The sequence below is a fragment of the Sphingomonas sp. AP28 genome (genome assembly GCF_056680455.1).
In genome coordinates, this window is sequence record NZ_JBWXQI010000003.1 from 98,368 (window position 1) to 112,706 (window position 14,339).

The 14,339-nt window shown below is 65.6% G+C and carries 12 protein-coding genes; 8 read left to right on the forward strand and 4 right to left on the reverse strand.

The genetic code is table 11. The features are described from left to right. The first annotated feature begins 179 nt into the window (after positions 1-179). From AC1MH0_RS21630 to AC1MH0_RS21645, 4 genes are read left to right on the forward strand one after another with little or no spacing between them, the layout of a single operon-like run. Complete coding sequence (locus AC1MH0_RS21630; protein WP_480966197.1) at positions 180-941, forward strand: ImuA family protein; 762 nt, start codon at positions 180-182, stop codon at positions 939-941. Continuing rightward, positions 856-2,640 (forward strand): Y-family DNA polymerase, encoded by a 1,785-nt coding sequence (locus AC1MH0_RS21635; RefSeq protein ID WP_480966198.1) that lies wholly within the window; start codon positions 856-858, stop codon positions 2,638-2,640. The genes AC1MH0_RS21630 and AC1MH0_RS21635 overlap by 86 nt, the downstream gene beginning before the upstream one ends. Continuing rightward, positions 2,637-5,903, forward strand: coding sequence for an error-prone DNA polymerase (locus AC1MH0_RS21640; protein WP_480966199.1), 3,267 nt, complete (start codon positions 2,637-2,639; stop codon positions 5,901-5,903). Before AC1MH0_RS21635 ends, AC1MH0_RS21640 begins: the two co-directional genes overlap by 4 nt. Positions 5,904-5,906: 3 nt before the next feature. Next, entirely contained in the window at positions 5,907-6,194 is a 288-nt protein-coding gene (locus AC1MH0_RS21645) for a hypothetical protein (RefSeq protein WP_480962167.1), read from the forward strand. 98 nt (positions 6,195-6,292) lie between these two features. Here AC1MH0_RS21645 and AC1MH0_RS21650 read toward each other — a convergent pair whose 3' ends face one another. The 3 genes from AC1MH0_RS21650 to AC1MH0_RS21660 form a co-directional block, all read right to left on the reverse strand. Then, positions 6,293-6,583, reverse strand: a complete 291-nt coding sequence (locus AC1MH0_RS21650) for a DUF1488 family protein (RefSeq protein WP_480966200.1) — start codon at positions 6,581-6,583, stop codon at positions 6,293-6,295. Positions 6,584-6,589: 6 nt separating this feature from the next. Then, entirely contained in the window at positions 6,590-6,877 is a 288-nt protein-coding gene (locus AC1MH0_RS21655; protein ID WP_480966201.1) for a hypothetical protein, read from the reverse strand. Positions 6,878-6,973: 96 nt separating this feature from the next. After that, positions 6,974-7,180, reverse strand: a complete 207-nt coding sequence (locus tag AC1MH0_RS21660; RefSeq protein ID WP_480966202.1) for a hypothetical protein — start codon at positions 7,178-7,180, stop codon at positions 6,974-6,976. 333 nt (positions 7,181-7,513) lie between these two features. Here AC1MH0_RS21660 and AC1MH0_RS21665 point away from each other — a divergent pair, with 333 nt between their 5' ends. Genes AC1MH0_RS21665 through AC1MH0_RS21680 form a run of 4 tightly spaced genes read left to right on the forward strand, consistent with a single transcriptional unit; the run spans position 7,514 to position 12,873 of the window. Then, on the forward strand, positions 7,514-7,798 hold the full coding sequence (locus AC1MH0_RS21665; protein WP_480962170.1) for a helix-turn-helix domain-containing protein: 285 nt from the start codon (positions 7,514-7,516) through the stop codon (positions 7,796-7,798). Further along, positions 7,795-9,081: a type II toxin-antitoxin system HipA family toxin gene (locus tag AC1MH0_RS21670; RefSeq protein WP_480966203.1), complete on the forward strand. Its 1,287-nt coding sequence runs from the start codon at positions 7,795-7,797 to the stop codon at positions 9,079-9,081. The genes AC1MH0_RS21665 and AC1MH0_RS21670 overlap by 4 nt, the downstream gene beginning before the upstream one ends. Before the next feature lie 46 nt (positions 9,082-9,127). Beyond that, entirely contained in the window at positions 9,128-10,240 is a 1,113-nt protein-coding gene (locus AC1MH0_RS21675; RefSeq protein WP_480966256.1) for a metallophosphoesterase family protein, read from the forward strand. Beyond that, a complete protein-coding gene (locus AC1MH0_RS21680) occupies positions 10,237-12,873 on the forward strand; it encodes an AAA family ATPase (protein WP_480966204.1) in 2,637 nt (878 codons plus the stop codon). Before AC1MH0_RS21675 ends, AC1MH0_RS21680 begins: the two co-directional genes overlap by 4 nt. A 153-nt stretch (positions 12,874-13,026) precedes the next feature. On the opposite strand, the gene AC1MH0_RS21685 is transcribed toward AC1MH0_RS21680, so the two are convergent. After that, the gene (locus tag AC1MH0_RS21685; RefSeq protein ID WP_480966205.1) at positions 13,027-14,175 is read right to left on the reverse strand and encodes a restriction endonuclease; all 1,149 of its coding nucleotides are present in this window, start codon (positions 14,173-14,175) and stop codon (positions 13,027-13,029) included. Between the last annotated feature and the right edge of the window lie 164 nt (positions 14,176-14,339).

The window sequence follows — 14,339 nt, forward strand, 5'->3', positions numbered from 1 at the left end:
GCGCGGCGACACTGGCAACTCACTCGAGATCGCGCTGTAGACCTCGTATTCGTTACGACTCCGTACCGTCTGGCCCTCGGCTGCGGTCAAGCGCAAAGACTCGATCCGGCAGACATAAATCCGTTGACCAAGCGTCGGCGGTAACGGAACATAAAGCGAACACGTAGAGTCTAACCACCATGTCAGCCGCCCTCGATTCGCTTCCCCAGAGCATCGCCCATCTGCGAAGCATTGCGATGCCGATCGCCGAATACCGGGTCCTGCCGTTCGGGGTGAGTGACCTCGACAATCGTCTGAACGGGGGAGGGCTCCGGGCTGGAGCACTGCACGAGGTCGCCGCACGGACCTGTTCGCTGGTCGACGATGCGGCTGCCACGCTGTTCCTTGCCGGTGTCGCCGCGCGAGAAGCGCGGAACATGCGCGCCCCGGTGCTTTGGGCAAGCTGCCGGAACGATCTCTACGCCCCCGGCTTGGCGCAAGCCGGCTTGTCCTCGGCGAACGTGATCTACGCCCAGCCCAAGGACGACGCCGCGCTTCTGGCGGTCGTCGAGGACGCGATCCGGGATGGTACGCCGGCAGCGGTGGTGGCCGAGGCGGCAAAGGTTTCGATGGTCGCCACGCGCCGCCTGCAGCTTGTCGCGGCGGAAGCCGACATTCCCGTACTGCTCCTGCGCCGCTGGCGGGGCCGATCGCAAGACCCGCTCGGGGAGCCCTCCGCTGCCTGGACGCGCTGGCGGGTCGCCAGCGCCCCGTCGCAGCGGCTCGCGGTTGCCGGGGTGGGACGCGCCCGTTGGTCGGTCGAGCTGGCGCGTCAACGCACCGGCGGGTCCTTCTCATTGATCGTGGAGGGGTGTGATGAGACGGGTTGTCTCGCTGTTCCTGCCGCACTTGGCCATCGAGCGGCTGAGACGGCTGGACCGGCACGCTACGCCGCGGCCTGAGCGGCCCGCGCTCCAGCTTCCGGTCGACGACGATCCGGGTGAATGCTCTGTCCCGAGGGGTGGCGGATGGCGGCCGGGTGCGCGCTGGGCGCGGGCGCAATCGCCGACCAAGGCCGAGGTTGCCGGGCAGATAGCCGCGCTTCCGGCGCATGCGAAGCCCCCCATGCGCGAACTCGGGCGGCGATCGGAAGCTGCGAGCCATCCGTACAAGGACCAGTCGGTCACGCGGTCGGCCATGATCGTGACACGGCCCGCAACCGCTCACGCTCCGCTGGCGCTTGTCGGCAAGGTCGGACGTCGTGAGGAAGTTGTGGCCGTCTGTGCCGCGGCGGCCTCGCTCGGCATCCATGTCGGAATGGCCGCGACGCATGCCCGCGCGCTGGTGTCCGATCTCGACTTCCGGCCCGCCCAGCCAGAGGCGGACGCGGTCCTGCTCGATCGCTTGGCGCTGCTTGCCGTTCGGCGTTGGTCGCCCATTGCGGCCGCGACGCCGACCGATGGCCTGTGGCTTGACCTCGCCGGCTGCGATCACCTCTACGGGGGAGAAGAGCGCTTTTGCCGACGCCTGCGCGCCTTCTGCCAGCGCGCCGGATTCACGGCGCGCATCGCGGTCGCCGACACGCCCGGCGCTGCGCACGCGCTTGCAAGGTACGGCCGGGAAGATCTGACGATCGTGCCCGCGGGGGGGACGATACGAGCGATATCGCCTCTTCCGATCGCCGCCTTGCGACTGACCGGCACGGCGCTCAGTGCGGCCAAGCGGTTCGATTTCGAGACTATCGCAGACCTTTTGCCGGTAGCGCGCGGCCCGCTTGCGCGGCGGCTGGGCCTGCCCGCCATCACCCGGCTCGATCAGGCGCTCGGTGGCGTGGCGGAGCCGATCACGCCGCGCGAAGATGTCACCGTTCCAGCCGTCGAGCGCCGACTGCTCGAGCCGATCGGCACGGCCGAGGCGATCGCGCAGGTCATGGAGGATCTGCTCGGCGATTTGGCCGAGGTACTGCAGGCGAGGGGGCTTGGTGCGCGGTTGATCCGCCTGACGGGGCTGTGTGTCGATGGAACCGAACAGGTGGTTGCCGTCGGGACATCGCGGCCGACACGTGATGTCTCCCATCTCTTGCGCCTGCTGAAGCTCAGAATCGAGCGCATCGATCCCGGAATGGGCCTCGAACAATTCTTGCTCGTGGCGCCGCATACCGAGCCGCTCGATGCAGTGGACCTGGGTGCAGTGCTTGCCGGCGAAGTTCTGGTGCGCGATATCGCGCGCCTCGTCGATGTCGTCGCCGGCCGCATCGGCCCGAATGCGGTCTATCGGATCGCGCCGATCCCGAGCCATGTACCCGAGCGAGCGGTCGCGCGCGCCGACCCGGTCGAAATGCCGGCAGGGTGGCCGACATGGCGGCGGCCGGTTCGGCTCTTCGCCAGGCCAGAGCCCTTATGGGGCGTCATTGCGCTGCTGCCCGACCAACCGCCGCGGCGCTTCGAGTGGCGTGGCGAAGCGCACAAGGTCGTCGCCGGCGATGGCCCCGAGCGGATCCACGGCGAATGGTGGCGCCGCGACGCCGAGACTTGGGCGGTACGGGACTATTTCCGCGTCGAGGATGAGGCAGGCGGCCGTTTCTGGGTATTCCGGCGCGGCGACGGCACACATGATGATACCGGCGATCTCAGCTGGTGGATCCACGGCGTGTTCGCATGAGCGCGCCCTATGTCGAGCTTCAGGTGCTCACCCATTTCTCGCTGCTGCGCGGCGCGTCGAGCCCCGACGAGCTGTTCGCGGCGGCGGCACTGCTCGGGTATTCCGCGATTGGGATCAGCGACATCGGTACGGTGGCGGGCGTCGTGCGCGCCTGGGAGGCGCAAAAGGCGACCGGCGTCCGCTCGATCGCGGGTACGCGTGTCGATCTCTCCTGCGGGCGCCGCCTGATCCTCTATCCGACCGATCGCCCCGCCTGGTCACGGATCACGCGGCTCCTGACCCTGGGCAAGAAACGGGCGGGGAAGGGGGGGTGCCTGCTGCACTGGCACGACCTCGAGCCATGGTCGGAGGGGATTGTCGCGATCCTGCTGCCGGACGAGGCGGATCAGGCGAACCTTGCGGCACTTGCCGACCTGAAGACGGTTTACGGCCGGCGCGGGTACATGGCGCTGTTCCAGCGCCGGCGGCCGGACGACGCCGTCCGTATTGATGCGCTGGCTAGGCAGGCTGGCGGCGCCGGCGTCCGCGCGGTCGCAACCGGTGACGTCCTCTACCATGCCCCCGAGGCCCGCCTTCTGCAGGACGTGGTTACGGCCGTGCGCCAGAAGTGCACCGTTGATGAGCTCGGCTACCGCCGTGAGATCAACGCCGATCGCGCGCTCAAATCACCGGAGGAAATGGTCCGGCGCTTTCGTGATTATCCCGATGCGCTGCGCGCCAGCGTCGATATCGCCCGGGCTTGCACCTTCGATCTTGGTGAGCTGGCCTATCAATATCCCCACGCGCGGCTGATCGATGGCCTGAGTGCGCAGGACGCGCTGCAGAAGCTGGCGACCGAGGCGGTCGAGCGGATGTTCGATGGCAACGTGCTGGCTGCCTATACCGACCAGATCGGCCACGAGATGCGGTTGATCGGCGAGCTCGGTTACGCGCCCTATTTCCTCACCGTCTATGCGATCGTGCGTGAAGCACGCCGCCGCGGCATCCTGTGCCAGGGGCGTGGCTCGGCTGCCAACTCGTGCGTGTGCTTCGTGCTCGGCGTCACCTCGATCGATCCGATCAAGCACGAACTTCTCTTCGAGCGTTTCGTGTCGGGGGAGCGGCGCGAACCACCCGACATCGACGTCGACTTCGAGCATGAGCGCCGTGAAGAGATCATCCAGTGGATCTACGAAACCTATGGGCGTGATCGATCCGCGCTGACCGCGGTGGTCCAGCGCTACCGCGCGCGCGGTGCGGTGCGTGATGTCGGCAAGGCGTTGGGGTTGCCCGAAGACCTGACGTCCTCGCTGGCGGGGCTGGTATGGGGCTGGTCCGCTGAAGGCGTGAGCGAGAAACAGGTCCAGGAGCTGAACCTCGATATCGGCGATCGCCGGCTGCGCCTGACTCTGGAGCTGGCCCGCAAGCTGATCGGCGTGCCACGCCACATGAGCCAGCACCCCGGCGGGTTCGTCCTGACGCATGATCGGCTCGACGATCTCGTGCCGATCGAGCCCGCCGCGATGGAAGATCGCCAGATCATCGAGTGGGACAAGGACGACATCGATGCGCTGAAGTTCATGAAGGTCGACGTGCTCGGCCTCGGCATGCTCGGCTGCATGAACCGAGCCTTCAACATGCTCGAGCAGGATAAGGGCATCCGCGTCGGCCTGGCCGACCTCCAGGACGACGATCCGGCCGTATACGCGATGATCCAGAAGGCCGACACGCTCGGCACCTTCCAGATCGAGAGCCGCGCGCAGATGTCGATGCTGCCGCGGATGAAGCCGCGCCGGTTCTACGATCTCGTGATCCAGGTCGCGATCGTCCGACCGGGGCCGATCCAGGGCGACATGGTTCATCCCTATCTGCGTCGGCGCGAGGGGCTGGAGAAGCCCGAATATCCCAGGCCTGAGCTGCGCGCGGTGCTCGAAAAGACGCTCGGCGTGCCGCTATTCCAGGAACAGGCGATGAAGGTCGCGATTGTGGGCGCAGGCTTCACGCCGGCCGAGGCGGACCAGTTGCGCCGCGCCATGGCGACCTTCAAGGTCACCGGCGGCGTGTCGCATTTCTCGGAGAAGCTGGTCGAGGGAATGGTCGCGCGCGGGTATCCGCGCGACTTCGCCGAACGCACCTTCCGCCAGCTCGAGGGCTTCGGCTCCTATGGCTTTCCGGAAAGCCACGCGGCGAGCTTCGCGAAGATCTCGTACGCGTCGAGCTGGATGAAGCACCATCATCCCGACGTCTTCTGCGCCTCGCTGCTGAATGCGTATCCGATGGGGTTCTACGCCCCCGCACAGATCGTCCGCGACGCCCAGGCGCACGATGTCCAGGTGCGGCCACCGTGCATCAATGCGAGCCGCTGGGACTGCACGCTGGAGCCGACAGGCGGCCGCTACCTCGCGGTTCGGCTCGGACTGCGCCAGGTGCGCGGACTGTCGAACGCCGACGGTGCCGCGATTGTAGGCGCACGCAGCACGACGCTGTTCGATTCCATCGAGGATGTGTGGCGTCGATCCGGCGTCCAGCGCGCCGCGATCGAGAAGCTCGCGGATGCCGATGCGTTTCACGCGTTCGGCGCCGACCGGCGGCAGGGCCTGTGGAAGGTGAGGGGCCTCGGCGAGGCGCCACTGCCGCTGTTCGCCGCCGCGGATCGCGCTGCAGAGACGATCAGCGCCGAAGGGATCGAACCGTCCGTCGCTCTCCGTCCGTTGACGGACGGCCGCGAGGTGATCGAGGATTACCGCTCGCTGCAGCTGTCGCTGCGGGCGCATCCGCTGACGTTCGTCCGAGGTGAACTTGCGCGACGCGGCGTGACCAAATGCGCCGAACTCGCGAACATTCGGGATGGCCGGCACGTCGAGGTCGCTGGCATCATTCTGGTCCGCCAAAAGCCCGGCTCCGCCAAGGGCGTGTTGTTCATCACGATCGAGGACGAAACGGGGATCGCGAACGGTATTCTGTGGCCGGATCGGTTCGAGCGGCAACGCCGCACGATCATGTCTGCGTCTATGATCGGCATGAAGGGCAGGGTGCAGAAAGAGGGGGAGGTGATCCACGTCATCTGCGACCGGATCATCGACCATGGTGACCTGCTGCACCGCGTGGGCGAGATGTCGTTCCCCCATCGGACCGGCCGCGGCGATGGGGCCAAGCATGCCGGATCGCCTGACCGGGGTGACGCGGGTTGGAAGCCGGAGCCCCGCAACTGCTACTGGCCGCCGCACGCCGAAGGCATGGACCCCGAGGACGCGGTGCGCTTCAAATCGCATGACTTTCGTTGAGCGATGGCAAAGCTCGCTCGCCACCAGCGCGTCGTCATCGCGCTATCGGTCCATATCCTGCGGGGCGGCGTCGTCCGCTGCTCGGACTCGCGCGTGGACGGCGTAGAGGTTCGTCTGGCGCTTCGGTGCCTCTTACCGCATTGCCCAGAGCGTTGGCCGCTTGAGCTCTACTGGGACGCGGCGTGCCAGGAGAACGAGATCGGCAGGGCACAGGGGGTGACCGCTGCGTTCAATGGCATTGTCCGTCAACTACGCCGCGCAGGCCGTTATGAAGAAGTGCTGGATCAGTGAGAAAGAGTCCCGCCCGCATCGTCGGCTGAGGCACCTCGGGCGTAGCTCCCACGGATGCCATGGATCGGCCCGGCTGACGCTGCCCCTCTGCCGCCGCTTCAGCCCTCTACGTCGGCCGCGGTCAGCAGGATCGGGGGCTCCCCGCCGAGCCGCTTGACGAACTCGCGCTGCGCTATGCGGTGAATGTCGCTCTCGAACTCGATGAACACCTCGAGCGCAGTTTCGGAATCGAGCGTATCGCGATCGGGATCGAGGAGCTGCGTCAGAGCCTCGCTGGTGATGAGGAACTCGACGACTCCTAAGTTCGTGGTGCCCGTGAAACCGACGCTCTCGCGTTCGGCAACCCAGTAATAGTCCCCCATCTCGAAAAGGACGCTTGGGTTGGCCATTCGAGCTTACTCCTCGGTCGGGCTGGAAGCAGGTAGATGATCCGCTAGGGCTGCAATGCCTTCACCGGCGAACGTCGTGCTGGAGGCGCCATCGATCTGCACGGGATGCTCAACCGTCAGGACGGCCGCGGCTTGATGCTCGGGGTCCAGCTCCCGCCAATCACGAACTGCCCGCTCGAGGTTGGTGACTTCAGCGACGTCGCTATCGCCGCGCGGCACGTTTTCGAGCGAAGCGCTCATCCGCCAATTGATTTCGGGCGTCTTCGCGCTTTCACCCCAGGTCGCTTCTGTCATGATCGTCTACCTTCTCGCGTCTGGTTCTTGGCGCGATTTCGAATGTAGCCCGACAGGGCGCGTCCGTGCCAGTCCGAAGCCCACAATGCTCGAGCTTCAAGGGCCGCGAGGGGCGACCGCGATGATATCGATCTTGCGCAGGGCTCGTGCCATGCGTTTGGCATCGAGCAGCCCGATGCCATGTGCGCGAAAGGCGCTGGCGAGTTGTCGCTCGGTCAATGGCGCCGACACCTGATCGAGAACGGCAAGCGCTGCTGCGCGCACCTCAGGGGGTGCAGCCTTCAGGGCGTCTAGGGCTATCATTCTGCCTCGTGAAGGTTGCTCGGTCTGATCGGTAGACCAGCGACATAGCCCCGCGCCATGTGACTTGCACGTACCACGCCCCGCGGTGCCGGCTACCTGAAGAGCAAGCTGCCACGGCCGACGCTCTGTTTGAGATTGCCTGTTCTGTCGACGCCGCCGGAGTAGGCACTTGCATCCGCTCCTGTCGAACCCAGGCAACGCATCAAACCGGCTATCTCGACTGGCAACGTAAGGTCGTGTATAACCTACCGTATTGGCCTCATGGGCGCTTATATGAGACGCTAGATGCGATCGACTGTCGCTGATACTCTTCCGCCGCGCGTGAGGCGGAGCTTGACGAAGCTGGGCGCCGATATTGCGCTGGCGCGCAAGAAGCGCAGCCTCACGGTGGTCATGATGGCCGAACGCATTGGTGTAGCCAAGAGCACGTATCTCAAGCTGGAGAAAGGCGATCCCACCGTCGCGCTGGGCACGTACGCCATGACGTTCTTCGTTCTGGGGTTCGGCGAAAGCCTCGGAGAGATCCTCGATGCCAGGAAAGACGAGCAGGGTCTGTTGCTCGACGTGGAGCGCATGCCGCAGCGCGTCCGCAGACCCAAACCGCCGGTTTCGCTGTGAGGCGGACGATCGGCATCCAGATCGGCGACGAAGCCCGCGGTGTCGGATTGCTGCACTACAATCAGCAGGGCAACCGGGAGAGCGCGGGCTTCGAATACGATGCCGCCTGGCTGGCAGACCCCGATCGCTTCGCTCTCGAGCCCGCGCTGCCGCTCGTTGCCGGCCCGCAGTTTCACCGCAAGGTGGGCACCGGCTCTGTCTTCCATGCCGCCATCGCTGACACCGAACCAGACGGCTGGGGAAAGCGCGTCATCCAGCGCGACCATGCCAAGCGGCGGCAGGACGCTCGCCGCCGCGGTGATGAAGTCGACGCCCGGGCACTGAATGGCCTAGATTATCTGTTAGCGGTCGACGACATCAGCCGGGTGGGGGCACTGCGTCTCATCGACGAACAGGGGACTGCTCAGCGCGCCACCGAGGATGGTCGCCGCACTACGCCGCCGTTAATCGAGCTGGGCCATCTCTTAGCCGCCAGTCGTGCGGTCGAGACGAACACCGAGACTGCGGCAGACCTTGCCTATCTGCGTGGTCGCGGCACATCGCTCGGCGGACTGCGCCCGAAATGCACTGTCGTCGATGACGAAGGGCATCTGTCGATCGGCAAGTTTCCGAGCGTCGCGGACGAACGCTCGGTCACGCGAGGAGAGGTGTTGGCAATGCGGCTCGCCCGTCAGGCCGGGATCGACGCCGCCGACGCTCGGCTGATCGAAAGCGATGGCGACGCGATCGCGCTAATCCGGCGGTTTGATCGCCCCGCAGAAGGCGGGCGGCTCATGTACGTCTCGGCGGCCACGATGATCGGTGCGGAGCCCGGCGATGCGCAGGAGCATGCCTATACCGAGATCGTCGACGCACTCCGTGTGAATGGCAGCGCCCCCACCGCCGACATCGAAGAGCTATGGCGCAGGATCGCTTTCTCGATCCTGATAACCAACGTCGACGATCATCTGATGAATCACGGCTTCCTCCACATCGACCGTGGCCTTTGGCGGTTGGCGCCAGCCTTCGATATCAATCCATTCCCCGAGCGATTGCGAGAGCTGAAGACCTGGATCTCGGAAGAGGTTGGACCTGAAGCGACCATCGATGCATTGATGTCGGTGCTGCCATACTTTCGCATCAGCCTGTCTCGCGCCAAGGATATGCTGGCGCAGGTCGAACAGGCCGTCGCGGGTTGGCAGGACGAGGGACGCGGGCTCGGTATGACCAGCGCCGACCTCGACAGCTTTGCCGAGGCGTTTGAGCATGGGGAGCGCGCAGCGGCTCGAGCGGCGCTGGCATGATGCAACGCTCGACGCCCCGAACTGCAGCCACCAAAAGGATGCGATGATACGCCTGATCCACACCGCCGACTGGCAGCTCGGCAAGCCGTACGGCCGCTTAGACAGTGAGGTCCGCGCTGCCCTGACCGAGGCGCGCTTCGACGCGATCGACGCGCTCGGCAAGGCCGCAGCCGAGAACGACGCCCAGCATGTTCTCGTCGCGGGCGACGTCTTCGACACCGAAGGTCCTGAGGACCGCGTGATCGTGCAGGCGGTCTCGCGGATGCAGCGCTATGCCTGCACGTGGTGGCTGCTGCCGGGCAATCACGACTTCGCGCGCAACAGCGGCCTTTGGGATCGCGTGCGGGCAAAGGGTGCCACCAACGTCCGGATCCTCACCGAGCCCACACCGTGCGAGCTGGAGCCCGGCCATTGGCTGCTGCCAGCGCCCCTCACGCACCGCCACAATCTCGATGATCCGACCATCCTATTCGATACGATGGAGACGCCGGGTGCGCGGCTGCGGATCGGGCTCGCCCATGGCTCGATCCGCGACTTCTCGTCACGTGGCGAGGCGCAGAACCAGATCGCTCCCGATCGCGCCCAGCGCTCGAACCTGGACTATCTCGCGCTCGGCGACTGGCATGGCGCGCTGCGGATCGATGCGCGAACCTGGTATTCGGGCACGCCCGAGACCGACCGCTTCCAGCGCGACGAGCCGGGCCATGCGCTGCTCGTCGCGCTGGAGCCGGGGGCAGAGCCCGTCGTGACGCCAATCCGCACCGGCAGGTTCCAGTGGCTGACGCGCGACTGGGCAGTCTCGGATGCCGATAGCTTTGCCGCCGAGTGCGATCGCCTCCTTGCCGATGTCGAGCCCTCGGCCACGCTTCTGCAACTCTCGCTCGCCGGCATTGTCAGTTTGTCCGACCGGATCGCAATCCTCGCGCGGCTGGAGAATGATCTTCAGCATCGTTTGCGGCACTTGACGGTCAGGTCCGACGATCTCGTCGGCCGACCGAGCGAGCAAGATATGGCTGACCTTAAGGTAGAGGGAATGCTCGGGACGGCGGCCGCCAAGCTGATCGGCATCATCGATGCCGGCGGCAGCGGATCTTCTACCGCGAAGCGGGCGCTCGAACGGCTGTTTGTCGAATATCATCGTGGACAGGACGCGGCATGAGCCTTCGGATTCGGCGTATCGCGCTGACCAACTTTCGCAAGTTCCGCGACCCGTTCGTGATTGATGGGCTGACCGACGGACTCAACGTGATCATCGAGCCCAACGAAGCCGGCAAATCGACGCTGCTCGAAGCGATGCGTGCCGCCTTCTTCATCCGCCACAACACCGCAAACCGGCTCGCGCGCAGCTATGCGCCGCACGGGGAAGCCGTTGCTCCACAGATCGAGGTCGGCTTCGAGGCTAGGGGTGAAGACTGGCAGGTCACCAAGCGCTTCCTCAAAAGCGCGTCGGTCGAGGTGCGTGGACCGGCCGGCCGCGCGCAGGGAGAGGACGCCGAAGCACAGCTGCAGGCGCTGCTCGGCTCGCGTCGCGACACAAGCCAGACGGGGGATGCAGCAGCTCATGGCGCTCTCGGACTCTTGTGGGTCGCGCAGGCACAGGCGCTTGAGGTCACGGCACCCGGTGAGATCGTCCGCGATACGGTGCGATCCACTCTGGAAGCTGAGGTCGGCACGATTATGGGCGGTGCCGCCTATCAGCGTGTTCGGCCTCGCATTGACACGCAATTTGCCGAATACTGGACAAACACTGGACGGTCGACCGGCCGGCAAACGTCGGTGCGTGATATGCACGATGCTGCGCAGTTGGCAGCCACGGATGCGGCGACCCGGCTAGCAGCCCTTGAACAGAACTTTTCCGATCTAGAAGCTGCCCGTGCCAAGCTGAAGGTGCTCGATCGCGACCTTGCCGATCCGACCGATGCCGAGCTGCGGAAGGCCTTGGTCGCACAACTTGATATCGCGCGCTCCGCGGCGCAGCTCCTCGATACGCGGCGGGCAGAGCAGGGCCGGCTTGCAGACCGGGTAAAGGGTCTTGAAGATCTCGCATCGCGTGTGGCCGACGCGCGGAAGGCTGTCGTTGATACGGAGGCCGCGCTGCGCAAGGCGCGGGCGAGTCGCTCGGGGCTGGCAGAGGAACTTACCGCCGCTCGTGAACAAGCGCAGGCGGCGCGTGAGCGATTTTCAACCGCGCGTGCGAGCCGGCGGGAGGCACACGAGGCGCTTGCGAGCGCCAGCGCCCGCGTCGCGGCGCGAAGGCGCTGGTTGGAGGTTGCGGAGGCCCGCCGACGCCACGCCGAACTGCTGACCCTCGAAGCCGAGCGCGACGCTGCCAAGACGCTCGGTGGTACTCTGCTCGCCGCAGACGTTCTCAATGCGTTCGAAGAGAAAGAGCGCGCGGTCGACAAAGCCCTTGCGGCACTCGATGCCGGTGCCACGCGGATCGAGTTCGTTGGTGATGTCAGCGGGCTGACAGTCGATGGAGCCGGAGTTGAGCCGGGCAGCAGGACGCTCTCTCGTGAGACACGAATTCGTCTTGGCGCTGCCGAGCTGATTGTCCGGCCTCCGGTGAGTGCGCAGAGCGCTGAGACGGCGCTGGCTAACGCAACAGAGGATCTGACGACGGCACTGGCCGAGCATGGCGTGACGAGTGTCGCTGCAGCACGGGCTCGCAATCAGGCCGCGCGGGACGCGATCGCCAACCTTCGCACGCTCGAGGCCAGGATCACCGGGATCACGCCGGCAAGTGTGCTGCTCGGAATTGATGCTGGTGCCGCACCCTTGAAGCTCTTCATCGCCGGACTGGACGAGAGCGCGGAAGGTGAGGGGAGTGACGAGCCGGCCGATGACGTCGGGGATCTAGGGATCGCCGTGAGCGATGCGGATACGGAGCACGCCAAGGCGGAAGGCGTCGATGAGGCCGCGTCCGAGCGGTTGCGCGTGCTGGAGGCCAGGAACGCCCCGCTGATGGTGCTGGAGACCGGCGCCGAGCGGGACGTGCTGAACGCGGAGGCTCAGCTTGCGGCGATAGAGGACAACCCTGCGGTCGCGAACCTCGCCGACGCGCTGCAGGAGGCCCGTCAGTTAGAGGCGGGGGCACTGGTCGGGCTTCAGGATGCCGAGCGGGCTGCGACCGCACATGATGTCACCGTGATCGGCGGCAAGATCGGGGTCCTGGACAAGCGCTTCGAAGTCGCCCGGACGCAACGCAACGACCTGGAGAAGGTGATTGCCGGCTTGGAGGCGCGGATCGAGGCCGAAGGGGGCAAGGGTCTCGCCGACCGTGCTGCGGCGGCGCAAGAGGAGGCGGACGCCGCGGCGGCAAACCTTGCCCGTGTGACGCTGGAGGCCGAAACACTGAAATTGTTGCGTGACACCCTGGAGGGGGCACGCGCCGAAGCTTCACGCACGTTCGTCGGCCCTGTTGCCCGGCGAGCGCGGCGCCATATCGAGCGCCTGTTGCCCGGCTGTGACCTGAGCTTCGGCGATGATCTGGGCCTGGTCTCTATCAGCCGGAACGGGCTCAGCGAAGGATGCAGCGATCTCTCTAGAGGCACCCAGGAGCAACTGGCGGTTCTCACTCGCCTTGCGTTCGCCGAGATGCTGCTGGAGCAGGGGGCACCGGTATCGCTTATTTTGGACGATCCACTCGTCTATTCAGACGATACACGGCTTGATCTGATGACCGAGGTTCTGACGGAAGCCGCAACGCGGATGCAGGTGATCCTGCTGACCTGTCGTGATCGCGCATTTCGTCACCTGGGTAATAGGATCGCCCTGACATCCGCGCGGTAGCGACGGCGATAAGTCGACGGTCTGCATGCGTGTGCAATCTGGTGGTATGCGGCCTGGCCGCTTCGAAGCGCCAAACGAAATAACCGTACTTTCGCTCAGGCAAAGGTCTGGTTGGCGATGTAGGAGCCCGAGCCGATTGGAAGCGGAACGGTGTCAGTCGCAGAGGTCGAAGAGGGCTGGGGTGCCATCCCATGCCGAATACAGGTTCTGACCGTCCCAATAGGTGACATCGCTGTCGCGGACGGACTTCTTCGCGCGAAAGACGGTGTCGGCCGTCAGGTGGTCAAGGCATGCCGGTCCGATCTCAGGCACTTCGCTACCTCTCTGCCCGAAGCCATCGTCCGATATGGTCCGGGAGGGGATCGCCATCAGCAGCGCCGCGTGCCTTGTCTCCTTCAGGACGAGCGCGAACTGGTTCATGATGACGGTGTAGCCTGTTCGTGCGTGGACGATGCGCGGATCCTTAGGCGCGAGGCGATCGATGAGCGTGGAAACCGCTTGGGGCGTGACCAGCTTCGACTTGTCGCGGATGATCCCGTCCCTCGCGTCCCTGCACCAGTCGCGCACGTCGGCGGAGGTGGCGAGTGTCATGGGGATGCTAGTCCGGCCGGCGAACTTCCGCGCCGAGGGGAGGTAGTCGGAGGTCGTCACGAAGATACTCTTCTGGGCCGCTTCGACGTCGGCCACGCCATGCAGCGCGGCGACCGCGGACAGGTCAATCTTGTTTCTCGGGGCGTATCGCTTGGCCTGCACCAGCGTCAGAATGTCGCCCAGCGGATCCCTCTGGAGCACCCGGACGTCGATGCCGCCGTCGTTCGAGCCGGGGCCCAGCTCGCAGGTGAAGCCCTGGGCCTGAAAGATGCGGAACAGCAGCGTCTCGAACTCGCGCCAGGTGAGGCGGTGCAGGTCCTCCGGGCGCTTCGCAAAGTGCGAATATAGCTCTTCGTGGACGTCCGCGACGTCCTGTTGGACCAGCCCGCACACCCATTGCCAGTTCTCGCGATCGACAAAGGGTCGAAGCAGCGGGCTGTCGTCTTCGGGGTATATGTGCGCGCTGACGCTGTCGCTCCGCTCATACCAGAAGCCCTGACGCTGGAGCAGCTCGAAGAAATCCATGTCGAGACCTTCGAACTCGCCGTCGAGGGCGCGTCCGAGATCGCCGTCGAAGTGCAGGATCGTGACCACGGGTGTTTCCCCAGGCTGACCATCGATCCGATCGGCATAGGTCTGGAAGCCACAGTCGAACCATAGCTCATGGCGGGTCGCCCACTCCTGTATGGAGCGCTGGAGGTCGGCGACCACGTCGTCGAGCTCAGCATCGGTCGGTGCCGATGCGGCAGGGCTAGGGTCGTGGTGCTCAGACATCTCGTGGTTTCAAGCCTGTCAGATGCAGGATACCTGAGTCGCCCGGCGGGCTGATCTGGACCTCATCCGACATTCTGGCGCGTCCTCATGAGGCGGCAGGC